The sequence below is a fragment of the Streptomyces sp. HUAS MG91 genome (assembly GCF_040529335.1).
Classification (GTDB): domain Bacteria; phylum Actinomycetota; class Actinomycetes; order Streptomycetales; family Streptomycetaceae; genus Streptomyces; species Streptomyces tabacisoli.
Genome location: NZ_CP159534.1, coordinates 1,064,635 through 1,077,697, shown reverse-complemented (window position 1 = coordinate 1,077,697; position 13,063 = coordinate 1,064,635). Strand labels below are relative to the sequence as shown.

Genomic DNA, 13,063 nt, shown 5'->3' with positions numbered 1-13,063 from the left:
TTCAATCGGTCGTCGCAACGCTGGCTGGTGGGAGCGATCGTAGCTGCTTGGTGAACACTTCAGCCGGGGTTTGCCACCCGAGGGTTTTCCGGGGCCGGTTGTTGAAGACGGCCGCAACGGCCTCGAGTTCTTCGTTGTTCCAGCGGGACAAGTCGGTGCCCTTGGGGAAGTACTGACGCAGCAGGCCGTTGGTGTTCTCGTTGGTCCCGCGTTGCCAGGGGCTGTGGGGGTCGGCGAAGTAGACAGGGATACCGGTCTCGACCGTGAAAGCGGCGTGTGCGGACAGCTCCTTGCCGCGGTCCCAGGTGCGAGACCGCAGGAGCAGCTCAGGCAGCGTGGTCATCGTCCTGGCCAGGGCGTCCTTCATCGTGATGGCACCGTATCCGGCCAGGGCAGGGCCGTTCTTCGCTCGCGGGATCACGCCGTAGCCCTCCTCACGCGGCAGGTGGACCAGCATGGTGAACCTGGTGGTGCGCTCGACGAGGGTCCCGATCGCCGAGCGCTTCAGCCCGATGATGAGGTCGCCCTCCCAATGCCCGGGAACGGCACGGTCCTCGGCCTCGGCGGGACGCTCGCTGAGGAGGACCTTGTCGGTGACGTGGGCCCACGCCTTCTGCCTGCTGCGTGCCCGGGGAACACGCAGCGCCCGTCCGGTGCGCAGGCAGGCCACCAGCTCGCGTTTCAGCGCACCACGTCCCTCGACGTAGAGCGCCTGGTAGATCGCCTCGTGGCTGATGCGCATGTCCTCGTCGTCGGGGAACTCGATGGGCAGGCGTCGCGCGATCTGCTCCGGGCTCCATGCTGTCACCCAGCCTCTGTCCCCGCGGTGCGGCTTGTTGCGCCCCTTCCAGGCCGGGCCCTCGGGGCCGACACGGTTGCCTCCGGCGTCGGTCACGTCCCCCGCCAGGCGGGCCTGGACATAGGCTCGCAGCCTCGCATTGCCCACGAGCTTGGCTGTCTTCGGGCGCCGGGCCCGGCGTTCAGCGTGCCACTGCGCGGTCGAGGCCCGGTAGTCCAGCGTGTAGGTACGGGTGGAGGCATTGCGCCGCAGCTCACGAGAGACCGTCGACGGCGCCCGCCCGAGCCTGCGGGCGATCTCGCGGACGCCGGCGCCCTGGGCATGCCAGACAGCGATGTCCTCCCGTTCGGAGAACGACACGTAGCGCCCGGACACCTCATCAGCAAGACACGGATTCACGCCGCCAGCGTGCCGGAACCAGCGGAATCCCACCGGCCCGGACACCCCGGCAGCACTGCACGCAACCTCGGTCTTGGCACCCCGAGCGATCGCCGTCCAGAACCTGACCCTGTCCTCGCGCCAGGCCACCGACGGTCCGCCCGGCGACGGCATCAACCCCCGATACGCCCGTACCTGCTTGTGCCGTTCCACAGCACCCATCGCTTCACCTTCCGATCAAGGTGTTGCGACGATCAGTTGAATCCGTCCTGCGATCCGCGGTCGCTGTGCAGAATGCACCCGGCGACGTGTCCGCGCCGGGCCACGGCGTTGTTCAGGGCCGCGACGGCCAGGCGGGACTTCATCCGCGTGTCGATGGAGTAGCCGACGATGCGCTTGCTGAAGACGTCCTTGACTGCGCGGAGATACAACTTTCCTTCGCCGGTGGCGTGCTCGGTGATGTCTGCGAGCCACAGCCGGTTCGGGCCGATCGCACTGAAGTCACGGCGGACGAGGTCGTCGTGCACCGGCGGGCCGGCCTTCTTGCCCTTGCCGCGCTTCTTGCCGAACACGCTCCACCAGCGGTTGTCCCGGCAGATCCGCCACGCGGTCCGGTCCGCCATCACGGCCCCGGCGCCGCGCGCTTCATCAGCCAGGAACCGGTAGCCGAACTCCGGGTCGTCGCGGTGGGCGTCGAACAGCGCGTTCGCGCGATATGCCTCCTCCAGCACGGCATCGGTCGCCGGCCGTTCCAGCCACCGGTAGTAGGGCTGTCCGGCGAGCTTCAGCACCCGGCACGTCACCGTGACCGGCACCCCGTTGGCTGTGTCACTTTCCAGGGAAGCCATTTCGAGGTGTTTTCGGGAGTCAGTGACGCCGGATCTGCATGATCAATGTCAGTGAGTCTTGATGTCACTTGGCCGCTGACGGAGGCCGTCAGGGGGAGGGTGAGCCTCTCTTGCCTCGGTACTGTGGCTTCGTATGACTGACACTGAGATCGAGATCACTGCGGACCTGGTCCTTGCCCTGCTGCAGGAGCAGCATCCAGACCTGGCAGGGCTGGCCATTCGCGAGGTTGCGGGTGGCTGGGGCAATCAAATGTGGCGCCTTGGGGACGAGTTGGCCGTGCGCATGCAGCGTATGGATCCCACCCCGGAGCTCCAGCTGAAGGAGCGTCGGTGGCTGCCTGTGCTGGCTCCGCGCCTGCCGCTGCCGGTCCCGACTCCGGTGCGGTTCGGTAAACCGTCCGAGCGCTTCCCCAAGCACTGGACCGTGATGACCTGGATCCACGGTGAGCCGCTGGACCACGGTTCAATCAGCCGTGGCGCGCACGCGGCCGACACGCTGGCAGGCTTCCTCCGTGCGCTCCATGTGTAGGCGCCTGCCGATGCGCCGATCGCTGCGGACCGCGGTGCCCATCCCAGGAATTGCACGGACGGCTTCGAAAACCTCTTCCAGGCCGTTGCCCCATATGACATCGCTGCTGACGTCCGCGCCGTCTGGGACGATGCTGTCGCGGCGCCTGAGTGGGAGGGCCCGGCAGTATGGGTCCACGGCGACCTCCACCCCGCGAACGTCGTCGTCTCGGATGGAACGCTCTCGGGCATCGTCGACTTCGGTGACATGTTCGCTGGTGATCCGGCGTGGGATCTTGCTGCCGCATGGGTGCTGCTGCCCGCAGGCACGGCGTCACGGTTCTTCGACAGGTACGCGCAGGCAGACGAGGCGACGATCCGGCGGGCCCGGGGGCTGGCCGCTATGAAGAGCCTCTTCTTGATGCTCATGGGGCACAACGGAGACAGAGCTCTTCCCGGTGGTAAGGCGCACTGGGGACCTGCAGGCCGGGCGGCACTCGATCGTGTGCGGAAGCAGGCTGTCATCCAAGAGCGCTGGTCTCGCGCAATGGGTGATTGAAGGAGCGAGATCCAGGTTCAGCCGTTGGCTGCTTGTTCGGCCAGAGCCCTGGTGTGGGCGAGCCGGTAGGACTCGGTGCCGGTCTGGATGATCGCACCGTATGCGGGCGAAGACGTGCTCGACGCGGGCGCGGACCTGTTTGTGGGAGGTGTTGTGCGTCTTCTGTCAGTCGGCCGGCTCTTCGCCATTGCGTCGGCGATGCGGCATCACCAGGCCGGTACCCGGACAGCCGCCGTCCGCAATGGTCATCGTCTTGCCGACGGCGACCTTCGCGCCGGATTCCTCCCACGCCTTGCAGTCGTTGTGGTTGCCGGGCAGCGGCCGGCCGACCACCACGACGAGCCGAGTGTCGGCGTCGATGACGACCTGGTGGTTCATGAGATAGCGGTAGTTCTTCGACTGCTCGGCCACCGCGTGGTCGCGGGTGGGCACCAGGGTGTCGTCCACGATCAGCACACTGTCCTTCGCGAACCGCTGGCGCGGCTGGAGCGCGAGCTTGGGCCCGAGTTGGTCGATGATCCGGTCGGCGTCGGACTTCGAGACGCTGAACAGCGGGGTGAGCTGACGCAACGTCAAGTTCGTGCGCCAGTACACCGTGACCAGCAGCACCCGGTCCTTCAACGACAGGCCCCACGGCCGCCCGCGCCGCGGCTCGTCCGAGACCTCGCGCTGCACCACGGTCATCAACTTGCCGAAGCACCGCGGGCTCAGCCCGGTGAACGGGGTTATCTAGGACGGCTCCGATGCCGTGATCACACTCGCCACATCATGATCATTACCCAAGCCGATCCAACGCCGGGACAAACCCTAGGAGACCCCGACGGAGCAGGAGTTGACGACGTCACCGCTCGCGGGCCGCGCCACGGTGTGGTTCGCGGGCGGCCTCGTGCCGTGCTCCACCCACCGGGTGAGCGTGTCGAAGGCGTCCCGGTAGCACGGCAGGATCGGCCGCAGCCGGTCCGGATACGTGTCGTACAGGCCGTCGGTGTGCGTGCCGTCCTGGACCCGGTACGTGCGATGCAGTCGGCCGTGCCCCTGCGCGGCCGTCATCCGCGCGTACACGTCGGCGTCCGTGGCGATCGGCAGCAGAGTGTCCAGGTCGCCCTGGAGCGTCAGCAGCGGCTTGCCGATGCGCCCGGTCAGCGCCACGCGCTCGACGGCCCGGCGCACCGACGCGGGGCGGTCGGCGTAGCGGTATGAGGCGTCGGAGGCGCAGGGCGCCAGGATCTCGTCCAGCGTCGAGCCCGCGGAGACGCCCGGACAGCCCGGGTCGTACGACGGGTCGAACGCGGCGCGGTACACCTTCTGCGTCAGACCCCAGTACGCCTTCTGGTGGTAGGGCCACAGGAACTCGGAGCCGCGGGCGAAACCGGCCGCGTACATGGCGTCCGCGCCGGCCGTCCCCCGGCCGTACGCGACGGCGGTGGGCAGCGTGGTGAGCAGACCGGGACCGCGCGCCGTCCACAGCACGCCCTCCCAGTCCACGCCTCCGTCGTACAGCTCGGGGTGGTTCTCCAACTGCCAGCGCGTGAGATAGCCCGCGTTGGAGATGCCGGTCATGTAGGTGCGCCGGGGGGAGTGGCCGTAGCGCAGGGCGACGGCCTTCTTCGCCGCTCGCGTGAGCTGCGTGGTGCGGTCGTTCCATTCGGCGACGGCGTCACCGGCGCGCGTACCGTCACGGTAGAAGTCCGGGCCCGTATTGCCCTTGTCGGTGGCCGCGTAGGCGTATCCCTGGGCGAGCACCCGGTCGGCGACGGCCGTGTCGGTCGAGTACTGCTTGCGGTTGCCGGGCGCGGCGGTCACCACCAGGCCGCCGTTCCAGTGGTCGGGCAGCCGGATCACGAACTGCGCGTCGTGGTTCCAGCCGTGGGTGGTGTTCGTGTGCGAGCTGTCGCGGAAGTAGCCGTCGAGCTGGATTCCCGGCACGCCGGAAGGATTCCGGGTGCCCTTGGCGGTCAGCCCGGCCTGGTCGGCCATGTCGGTGTACGCGGTGCCCGCGAGGCCCGCCGTGGTCAGGTCGTCCAGACAGGCCCGCTGCTGGAAGGCGGCGCCCGGCACCCGCGTGAGCTCCTGTCGTGCACACCGTGTGCCCTGTGGCGTGGCCGCGCTCGCGAGGTGCGACCCGGACGCGGTCAGCACCATGAGAGAGGCGGCCAGCAGGGGAACGGCTCTGCGCGTACGCATCGAACGGCCTCCTCGTGAGGGGATGAAGAGGCCTCATCGTCGGGGCGTGACACGCGCGCACCTATGGGGCGGGGCCACATCGGGCGTCAACGTCCTATGTGGCCCGGGCGGTTCAGACCGGACGCACCGCCATCTTGTCGAGGGCCTCCAGCAGGCCGGGCAGTTCGGCGCCCCGGCCGACCGGGAGCACTTCGCCCGGTTCGTCGTCGAGCAGGACGAAGGCGATGTCGTCCGTCCGCGCCACCATCGACCAGCCCGGTCCGTCGGCCCGCAGCGTCCGGGCGTCGCCGGACGCGAACGCCGAGCGTACGCGGCCCAGCGGAGGCGGTGAGTCCACGTAGGCGCGAACCTCCGCGAGCACCCGGCGGATGCCCTGGTGGGACGTGCCCGGCGCGGAGTCGCTGGTGGCTCCTGCCTGATCCGGTTCGCCCGCGGGGGTGGCGTCCGCCGCGTCGCCGTACGTGTCGCCGCCCGCCGCGTCCGCAGGCGCGCCGTCAGTGGTCTCGGCGGTGCCCGCCCTGGCGAACTGGTCGTCGTCGATCTGCGCGCGCCACTCGGCCCACTGGAGGGCTATCTCGTCCGCTCCCAGGCGCCGCTGGGCCGGGCCCCAGGTCGTCGTGTCGGGCGGCGTGAGCGGCGGCCCGCCGTCCGTCTCGGGGTCGGATGCCGGGTCGTGCGGCGCGGGGACGCCCGGCGCTGACACCGCGAGCGCCAGCGGCCAGCCGGGCAGCGCCGACACCATGCTGTTCTCGTCGGGGGAGAGGTCGTACTCCATGCCGCAGTCCCAGGACGCGATGGCCACGGCGACCAGGGACACGTCGTCGACGACGACCGTCCAGCGCGCGCCGTCCCCGTCCTGGCCGAGCACCAGCCCGTACCCGTCGGCCAGCGGCGCGAGCCCCAGCGCCGCGCACGCCTCCGGGTAGTCGTCGCCGAGCACGCCGGGGAACTTCGCGGGTGTCAGCAGCACCGCGGTCAGTACGTACAGCGCGTCGTCCCCGGTGGCGACAGCGTCGTCCGTCCCGGCCATGCCAGCCTCCCCTGAGCTTTGTTCCGTCGGCGAGACCTTAGTCAGTGGCGGACGATGTCGTACAGGGGCGATGACCAGGAAAATCAGTCGCCGCGACGGACGTGTACGCGGCTGGTGGACGCCATGTCGACAAGACGTGTGCGCTTTGTGTGCCTTGCTTGCCTCGCGTGCCTCAAGTGCCTCGCGTGGCCGGGGAGCCGGGTGCGCTGCCGAGCGTGCTCGCCGACGTCAGCCGACGGGCAGGCCGAGGAGACTGCGTGCGACGACCCGGGGCGACTCGTCGCGCTCCCGCGCGAGCGCGATGAGAGCCCGGCACGCCAGTTCGTTGACCCCGAAGGCGAGGGCGTTGGGATCCACCCAGCTCGCGGCCTCGTCGAGGCGTTCCTGGTCGTCCTCGGCGCACGCGGCCACGTAGGCGGCCGCGGCCTCGAACAGGTTCGGTGTCCGGCGCGGTCCGCCCGCCGCCGGCCGGGGCCCGGGCGTCGACCGGATCTCGTCCCGCCGCCGTTCGTCGCGCCGTACGGTCCTCTTGCGCCACGTGCTCCATGCCTTGCGGGCTCTGTCGAACATGAGGGCCACCGTCCCCAGTTGATCGTCTTCGGTCGATCAAGCACATCGATGCGGCGTCGAGTTGAAGCCATGGTGGCAGAACGCGGCCGGTCCGGCCCCTGGACGTCGACCGTCAACTCGGCTTCGGCGTCAGCGAGGTGAGCGTGTCGCGCAGCCAGGTGAGTTCGGTGCGACTGGTGGCTCGCGCGATGGTCAGGATCCCCCGCCGGAAGGGGTCGTCCAACTCCTCAGCGCGCAGCGGCCGTTCGCCCGCGTAGAAGAAGCTCGCGGGCTCCTCAAGGAAGTCGAGTCGCTGGCGCAGCACGTTCGCCTGCTCCCGCGGATCCGCCAGGTGCCGCAGGAACGCGAGCACGGTGAACCAGCGGTTCTCGTCGGTGATGTCCGCGCGGGCGGGCTCCCGGAGCCTGCGCCGCAGCTCCTCGCGGCCCGCCTCCGTGAGGCTCAGCATGTGCCGGGGGGCGGCCACCGTGCCGGGCTGTGTCTCCCGCGTGAGCAGCCCGGCCTTCTCCAGGCGCTTGATCGCCGGGTACAGCGTGCTCTCGGCGACGGGCCGTACGTGACCGGTGAGCGCCGTGATGTGTTTGCGCAGCTCGTAGCCGTGCAGGGGGGCGTCGTAGAGGAAACCGAGGATGGCGAGCTCCAGCATGCCGACATTGTGACGCACGAAGTCGTGGCCGGAGTATCTCCAGAAGGGAGTACCTCGTATATGGATTACCCCGCACGTGGTGCACTTCGGTGACGAGGTACTTCGAGCCCGATGTATTGTCGGTGACTCGCGAAGTGTGGTGGTCGACAAGGATCGGGGACCGATCCGGGTGAGGAGTGCGTCATGCGGCAGACGTCGTTCGATGCGTCGGGGAGCTGTGTCCGATGGACGGAGGTGGCGGGCGCGGAGCCGGCCCGGGTGTACGTCCACGGTCTCGGCTCGGCCTCGACCGTCTATCACGCGCATGTCGCCGCCCGGCCCGAACTGGCCGGACGCCGCTCGCTGTTCGTGGACCTGCCGGGGCACGGCATCAGCGACCGGCCCGCCGACTTCGGCTACACGCTGGAGGGCCACGCGGACGCGCTGGCCGCCGCGCTCGACGCCGCCGGAGTGAGCGGGGCGGAGATCGTCGGGCACAGCATGGGCGGTGCCGTGGCGATCGTCCTCGCGTACCGTCGGCGCGACCTGGTGACCCGGCTCGTCGTCACCGAGGGGAACCTCGACCCGCACCCGCCCCTCACGGCGGGCAGCAGCGGCATCGCGTCCTACGAGGAGGGCGCGTTCGTGTCCGGGGGCGGTTACGCGCGCGTGCTGGAGCACGTCGGTCCCCTGTGGGCGGCCACCATGCGCCTCACCGACCCGCTCGCCCTGCACCGCAGCGCCGTCGGCCTCTTCCGCGGCACCGAGCCCACCATGCGCCACATGCTGGAGGCGCTGGACGCCGACCGGGTCTACGTCCAGGGAGAGCTGAGCGGCGAACTGCCTGGCGCGGAACGCCTGACGGCCTCGGGCGTCCGGGTCGTCACGGTGCCCGGCGCGGGACACAACGTCATGTTCGACAATCCGGACGCCTTCGTGGCCGCTGTTCGCGGGTGACGCGCCCCGCCCGGCGGGCCGGGCCCGCAGCAACTCAGCTCTCGCGCACCGCCAGCGCGAGGAAGCGCGTGTCCTCGTCGACGTACGACGTCAGCCGCCAGCCCGAACCGGCCAGCAGCGGGCCCAACTGAGGCTCCGCCCGCAGATCGTCCGGGGTGAGCTGCCGGCCGTGGCGCGCGGCCAGGGCGGCCCGGCCGATCGGATGGAAGAGGGCGAGGATCCCGTCCGGCCTCACCACGCGCGCGAGTTCGCGAAGGTTCTCCTCCGGGTGCGGCAGGTGGGAGATCAGCCCAGCGCCGAACACCGCGTCCAGGGCGCCGGTCCGCAGCGGCAGTCGGGACACATCCGCCAGCAGCAACCGCCCGTCGCCGTGCCGGCCGGCCCGCACGGCCGCCGCCAGCATCGCCGGTGTCAGATCGACGCCGAGGACCGTCCCCGAGGAACCCACGGCCGCACGCAGCGGAGGCAGCGCCCGGCCCGTCCCGCAACCGGCGTCGAGCACTCTGTCGCCGGGACGCAGCCCCAGGGCGGACACCGCGGCCGCGTACGCCGGACCGTCGTCGGGGAAGCGGGCGTCCCAGTTCTCGGCCCGGGCCGAGAAGAACTCCTGCACGCGTGTGGGGTCGTCGCTCATGCGCACCATGATGGCGCAGCCCACTGACAGCGACGGCGGCACGGCGAAGGGGCGTGTGGTCGAAAGATCCCTATCCGAACCGAAAGGGTCGCAAGCGCGTACGGTGCACATGTTCGACCCTGGCGCGGTCGTTCCGTGCCGCATCTCAGTCATCTTCCGGCAGCTTTCGAAATGCGCCCCAGCCGTGCGCCCCCGGCAGGGCTAGCGTCCCTGGGCCATGGGACACCTGGACCACGCCGCCTTCGGCTGGCTGACCCCCGTGCTGTCGTACCTGATGGCCTGCATCGGTGCGGCGCTCGGCCTGCGCTGCACCGTGCGCGCCCTCAACGCGACCGGGCGCACCCGGCGCAACTGGCTCCTCACGGCGGCCTCGGCCATCGGCACCGGGATCTGGACGATGCACTTCGTCGCGATGCTCGGCTTCGGCGTCACCGGCACCGAGATCCGCTACAACGTGCCGCTCACCATCCTGAGCCTGGTCGTCGCGATGGCCGTCGTCGGCGCCGGGGTCTTCGCCGTCGGCTACAGCCGCGAGCGGAACCGGGCCCTCGCCCTGGGCGGCCTCACCACCGGACTCGGCGTCGCGAGCATGCACTACCTGGGGATGGCGGCCCTGCGCCTGCACGGCAGCATCAGTTACGACCCGCTCCTGGTGGCGCTGTCCGTCGTGGTCGCCGTCATCGCCGCGACGGTGGCGCTCTGGGCGGGCCTCAACATCAAGTCGCCCGCGGCGGTGGCGGTCGCGTCCCTGGTCATGGGCGGCGCGGTGAGCAGCATGCACTACACCGGCATGTTCGCGGTGAGCGTGCGGGTGACCCCCTCCACGACGTCCCTGCCCGGCGCCTCGGCGATGCAGTTCGTCTTCCCCCTCGCCGTGGGACTGGGCTCGTACCTCTTCCTGACCTCGGCGTTCGTCGCACTGTCCCCGACCGCGCACGAACGGCTGGCCTCCGCGTCGGCCCAGCAGGCGCTGCAGAGCGGCACAGCCCGCTGACCAACCGCCGCGCCGCGTCCGCCGACCCACACCCCGATCGAGGAGCCCATGCGCCCGCCCCGCAGTACTCCCGGCTCAGGCCCGCCACCGACACCCGCGCCCCTCGCGCGCGGGCGGCGCGCACACGCCGGACCGCCCGCTGCCGAGGACGCCGCCACCGGACCCGTGCCGAACAGCCGCCCCACGCGCGCGGGGCACCGACACCTGCGCCCCCGAACGGTCCGGGCGAAGATCATCTGTCTGCTGATGGTGCCCGTCGTCTCCCTGCTCGCCCTGTGGGGGTACGCGACCGTGGCCACCACCCAGGACGTCGCGCGCATCCGGCAGGCGCAGCAGGTCGACTCCACCGTGCGCAAGCCCGTCATCCGGGCTGTGACGGCGCTCCAGGCGGAGCGGGAAGCGGCGGTCGGCTACGCCACAGCGCCCGCGGCCGACCGGGGCGACGTGCTCAAACGGCTCGGCACCGCCACCGACCGTGCCGTCACCGCCCTCCGCCCGGGCCGGGGCACCACCGTGGCCGACGGCGCGGACCTGCCTCATGGCATGTCCGTCCGGCTCGCCGCCTTCGTGACGGGCGCCGAGAGACTGCGCACCGTGCGCGCCGCGGTCCTGGAACGCCGCACCGGCTGGGACACCGCCTACGGGCAGTACAGCGGGAGCATCGACGCGGCCTTCACGGCAGTTGGGGCACTCACCGGAATCCAGGACCCGGCAGCGGGCTCCGACGCGCGCGTACTGCTCGAACTCGCCCGCGCGGCCGAGATGCTGTCGCGGGAGAACGCGCTGCTGACGAGCGCCCGCCTGGCCGGGGACCTGGACGACACGCGGCTCCGGCTGTTCGTCGGAGCCGCCGAGACCCGCAGGACGCTGACCGACACGGCCACCACCGATCTGCGCGGGCCCGCGCGAGCCGCCTGGAACCGTCTCGCGGAGGGGAGCGCGTACGGCGACGTACGCGCCGTCGAGGACCGGACGCTCGTCGCGCGGCCCGGGCGCAAGGCGCTCGCCGACGCGTCCACGGACACCTGGGTCGTGGCGCACGCGACCGTGCAGGACGGCATGCGGGCCATCGGGGCCGACTCCACGGGCGGCTCCGATCCGTTCACCAGGGGGCTGTTGTCACCGGCGGGCGCGGCCGTGCTGTTCGGTCTCGTCGCCGTGGTCGCCTCGCTGGTCATCTCCGTCCGGATCGGCCGCGGCCTCGTCGTCGAACTGATCAGCCTGCGCAACACCGCCCTGGAGATCGCCCGGCGCAAACTCCCGCAGGCCATGCGCAAGCTGCGGGCCGGCGAGGAGATCGACGTGGCGGCCGAGGCACCCCAGGGGCCACCCGCGGAGGACGAGACCGGACAGGTCTCGGAAGCGCTCACCACGGTGCACCGCGCGGCCCTGCACGCCGCTGTGGAGCGCGCCGAACTCGCCAACGGCATCTCCGGCGTCTTCGTGAACCTGGCCCGGCGCAGCCAGGTCCTCGTCCACCGCCAACTCGGGCTCCTGGACACCATGGAGCGCCGCGCCGAGGACCCGGGCGAACTCGGCGACCTCTTCCGCCTCGACCACCTCACCACCCGGATGCGACGCCACGCGGAGAGCCTCATCATCCTCTCCGGAGCCGCACCGGGCCGCGCCTGGCGGGTGCCCGTCCCACTGACGAACGTCTGCCGCGCCGCGGTCTCGGAGATCGAGGACTACGCGCGCGTGGAGGTACGCCACCTCGCGGACGTCGACGTCACGGGCGCGGCCGTCGCCGACCTCACCCACCTGCTGGCCGAACTCGTCGAGAACGCCGCCCAGTTCTCGCCCCCGCACACCAAAGTGCGCATCAACGGTGAGCCCGTCGCCAACGGCTACGCCATCGAGATCGAGGACCGCGGTCTCGGCATGGGCAGAGAGGCCCTCGACGAGGCGAACGAACGCATCCATCAGTCCGAGACACTCGCCCTGTTCGACAGCGACCGGCTCGGCCTCTTCGTGGTGAGCCGCCTGGCCCGTCGCCACGACATCAAGGTGAACCTGCGCACCTCCCCCTACGGGGGCACCACAGCGGTGGTCCTCATGCCGACCTCCTTGCTGCACAAGGGCGGCGCCGAGACCTCCGACGCCCCCCACCCACCGTCCGAAGAAGAGCGCCGCTACGCGCGCGTGCCCGAGCCCGAAGCAGCGCCCATGAACACCAATCCCGTCCCCGCACCCGCATCCCGCCCGGCGCTCGCCCCCTCGGCGGGACCGGCACCCGAGGAGACACCGCATCCGTCCGGTGTCACCGCACTCCGTCTGCGCATGTCCGCCGCCCAGGACGGCGGAGAGGCGGCGGACCCCGAGGGTCTGCCGCGCCGCGTGCGCCAGGCCAGCCTCGCGCCCCAATTGCGTACGCGCCCCGAGGACCGGCCGCCCTCCGTGCGCGGCGTTCCGGAGCCGGGGGAGCGCACCCCCGAACAGGTCCGGGCCCGGATGGCGTCCTTCCGGGACGGCTGGCTCCGGGGCGGCGGACGTCCACCAGGCAGTGACAGCAGCGGAGGAGACCTCTCATGATCAAGGAACCGACCACGGGCACGGCCCACGGATCCGGCGAACTCGACTGGCTCCTCGACGACCTGGTCACGCGGGTCACGGAACTCCGGCACGCCGTGGTGCTCTCCAACGACGGTCTGGCCGTCGGCGCGTCCAACGGCCTCGGCCGCGAGGACGCCGAACATCTCGCCGCCGTCGCCTCCGGGTTCAACAGCCTCGCCAAGGGCACGGGCCGGCACTTCGGCACCGGGGGCGTGCGGCAGACCATGGTGGAGATGGACGACGCGTTCCTGTTCGTCGCCGCCGCCGGGGACGGCTCCTGCCTCGCGGTCCTGACCACCGCCATGGCCGACATCGGACTCGTCGCCTACGAGATGGCCCGCCTGGTGAAGCGGGTGGGCGAACACCTGCGCTCACCGGACCGGTTCGCCGGGCCGTCGGCCACCGCGGGCTGAGGGAGGCGGCTG

At 71.0% G+C, this 13,063-nt stretch carries 10 protein-coding genes and 3 pseudogenes; 5 read left to right on the top strand and 8 right to left on the bottom strand.

Annotated features, from left to right (window positions below):
* Position 1 precedes the first annotated feature (1 nt).
* Complete coding sequence (locus ABII15_RS05015) at positions 2-1,399, bottom strand: IS30 family transposase (RefSeq protein WP_353941058.1); 1,398 nt, start codon at positions 1,397-1,399, stop codon at positions 2-4.
* 47 nt (positions 1,400-1,446) lie between these two features.
* Positions 1,447-2,001: pseudogene (locus tag ABII15_RS05010) on the bottom strand (DDE-type integrase/transposase/recombinase); the annotation flags it as partial.
* 157 nt (positions 2,002-2,158) lie between these two features.
* On the opposite strand from ABII15_RS05010, the pseudogene ABII15_RS05005 reads away from it, so the two are divergent.
* Positions 2,159-3,091: pseudogene (locus ABII15_RS05005) on the top strand (aminoglycoside phosphotransferase family protein).
* A gap of 96 nt (positions 3,092-3,187) precedes the next feature.
* Here ABII15_RS05005 and ABII15_RS05000 read toward each other — a convergent pair.
* The 5 genes and pseudogenes from ABII15_RS05000 to ABII15_RS04980 form a co-directional block, all read right to left on the bottom strand.
* Positions 3,188-3,820 (bottom strand): annotated as a pseudogene (locus ABII15_RS05000) (transposase); the annotation flags it as partial.
* A 78-nt stretch (positions 3,821-3,898) separates the two neighbouring features.
* Positions 3,899-5,275, bottom strand: a complete 1,377-nt coding sequence (locus ABII15_RS04995; protein WP_353941057.1) for a tannase/feruloyl esterase family alpha/beta hydrolase — start codon at positions 5,273-5,275, stop codon at positions 3,899-3,901.
* Between the two features lie 112 nt (positions 5,276-5,387).
* The gene (locus ABII15_RS04990) at positions 5,388-6,305 is read right to left on the bottom strand and encodes a hypothetical protein (protein ID WP_353941056.1); all 918 of its coding nucleotides are present in this window, start codon (positions 6,303-6,305) and stop codon (positions 5,388-5,390) included.
* 228 nt (positions 6,306-6,533) lie between these two features.
* Complete coding sequence (locus ABII15_RS04985) at positions 6,534-6,875, bottom strand: hypothetical protein (RefSeq protein ID WP_353941055.1); 342 nt, start codon at positions 6,873-6,875, stop codon at positions 6,534-6,536.
* Positions 6,876-6,987: 112 nt separating this feature from the next.
* The gene (locus ABII15_RS04980; RefSeq protein WP_353941054.1) at positions 6,988-7,521 is read right to left on the bottom strand and encodes a PadR family transcriptional regulator; all 534 of its coding nucleotides are present in this window, start codon (positions 7,519-7,521) and stop codon (positions 6,988-6,990) included.
* Between the two features lie 183 nt (positions 7,522-7,704).
* Between ABII15_RS04980 and ABII15_RS04975 the strand changes: the two genes are divergently transcribed.
* Positions 7,705-8,457, top strand: coding sequence for an alpha/beta hydrolase (locus ABII15_RS04975; protein ID WP_353941053.1), 753 nt, complete (start codon positions 7,705-7,707; stop codon positions 8,455-8,457).
* 34 nt (positions 8,458-8,491) lie between these two features.
* On the opposite strand, the gene ABII15_RS04970 is transcribed toward ABII15_RS04975, so the two are convergent.
* The gene (locus ABII15_RS04970; protein ID WP_353941052.1) at positions 8,492-9,091 is read right to left on the bottom strand and encodes a methyltransferase domain-containing protein; all 600 of its coding nucleotides are present in this window, start codon (positions 9,089-9,091) and stop codon (positions 8,492-8,494) included.
* A gap of 217 nt (positions 9,092-9,308) precedes the next feature.
* On the opposite strand from ABII15_RS04970, the gene ABII15_RS04965 reads away from it, so the two are divergent.
* Genes ABII15_RS04965 through ABII15_RS04955 form a run of 3 tightly spaced genes read left to right on the top strand, consistent with a single transcriptional unit; the run spans position 9,309 to position 13,051 of the window.
* Positions 9,309-10,085 (top strand): MHYT domain-containing protein, encoded by a 777-nt coding sequence (locus tag ABII15_RS04965; protein WP_353941051.1) that lies wholly within the window; start codon positions 9,309-9,311, stop codon positions 10,083-10,085.
* Between the two features lie 48 nt (positions 10,086-10,133).
* Positions 10,134-12,617, top strand: a complete 2,484-nt coding sequence (locus ABII15_RS04960; protein WP_353941050.1) for a nitrate- and nitrite sensing domain-containing protein — start codon at positions 10,134-10,136, stop codon at positions 12,615-12,617.
* The gene (locus ABII15_RS04955; RefSeq protein ID WP_353941049.1) at positions 12,614-13,051 is read left to right on the top strand and encodes a roadblock/LC7 domain-containing protein; all 438 of its coding nucleotides are present in this window, start codon (positions 12,614-12,616) and stop codon (positions 13,049-13,051) included. The genes ABII15_RS04960 and ABII15_RS04955 overlap by 4 nt, the downstream gene beginning before the upstream one ends.
* The last annotated feature ends 12 nt before the right edge of the window (positions 13,052-13,063 follow it).

Coding starts and splice junctions, on each gene's coding strand:
- ABII15_RS05015 (WP_353941058.1), bottom strand. CDS start 1,399: ATGGGTGCTGTGGAACGGCACAAGCAGGTACGGGCGTATCGGGGGTTG.
- ABII15_RS04995 (WP_353941057.1), bottom strand. CDS start 5,275: ATGCGTACGCGCAGAGCCGTTCCCCTGCTGGCCGCCTCTCTCATGGTG.
- ABII15_RS04990 (WP_353941056.1), bottom strand. CDS start 6,305: ATGGCCGGGACGGACGACGCTGTCGCCACCGGGGACGACGCGCTGTAC.
- ABII15_RS04985 (WP_353941055.1), bottom strand. CDS start 6,875: ATGTTCGACAGAGCCCGCAAGGCATGGAGCACGTGGCGCAAGAGGACC.
- ABII15_RS04980 (WP_353941054.1), bottom strand. CDS start 7,521: ATGCTGGAGCTCGCCATCCTCGGTTTCCTCTACGACGCCCCCCTGCAC.
- ABII15_RS04975 (WP_353941053.1), top strand. CDS start 7,705: ATGCGGCAGACGTCGTTCGATGCGTCGGGGAGCTGTGTCCGATGGACG.
- ABII15_RS04970 (WP_353941052.1), bottom strand. CDS start 9,091: ATGAGCGACGACCCCACACGCGTGCAGGAGTTCTTCTCGGCCCGGGCC.
- ABII15_RS04965 (WP_353941051.1), top strand. CDS start 9,309: ATGGGACACCTGGACCACGCCGCCTTCGGCTGGCTGACCCCCGTGCTG.
- ABII15_RS04960 (WP_353941050.1), top strand. CDS start 10,134: ATGCGCCCGCCCCGCAGTACTCCCGGCTCAGGCCCGCCACCGACACCC.
- ABII15_RS04955 (WP_353941049.1), top strand. CDS start 12,614: ATGATCAAGGAACCGACCACGGGCACGGCCCACGGATCCGGCGAACTC.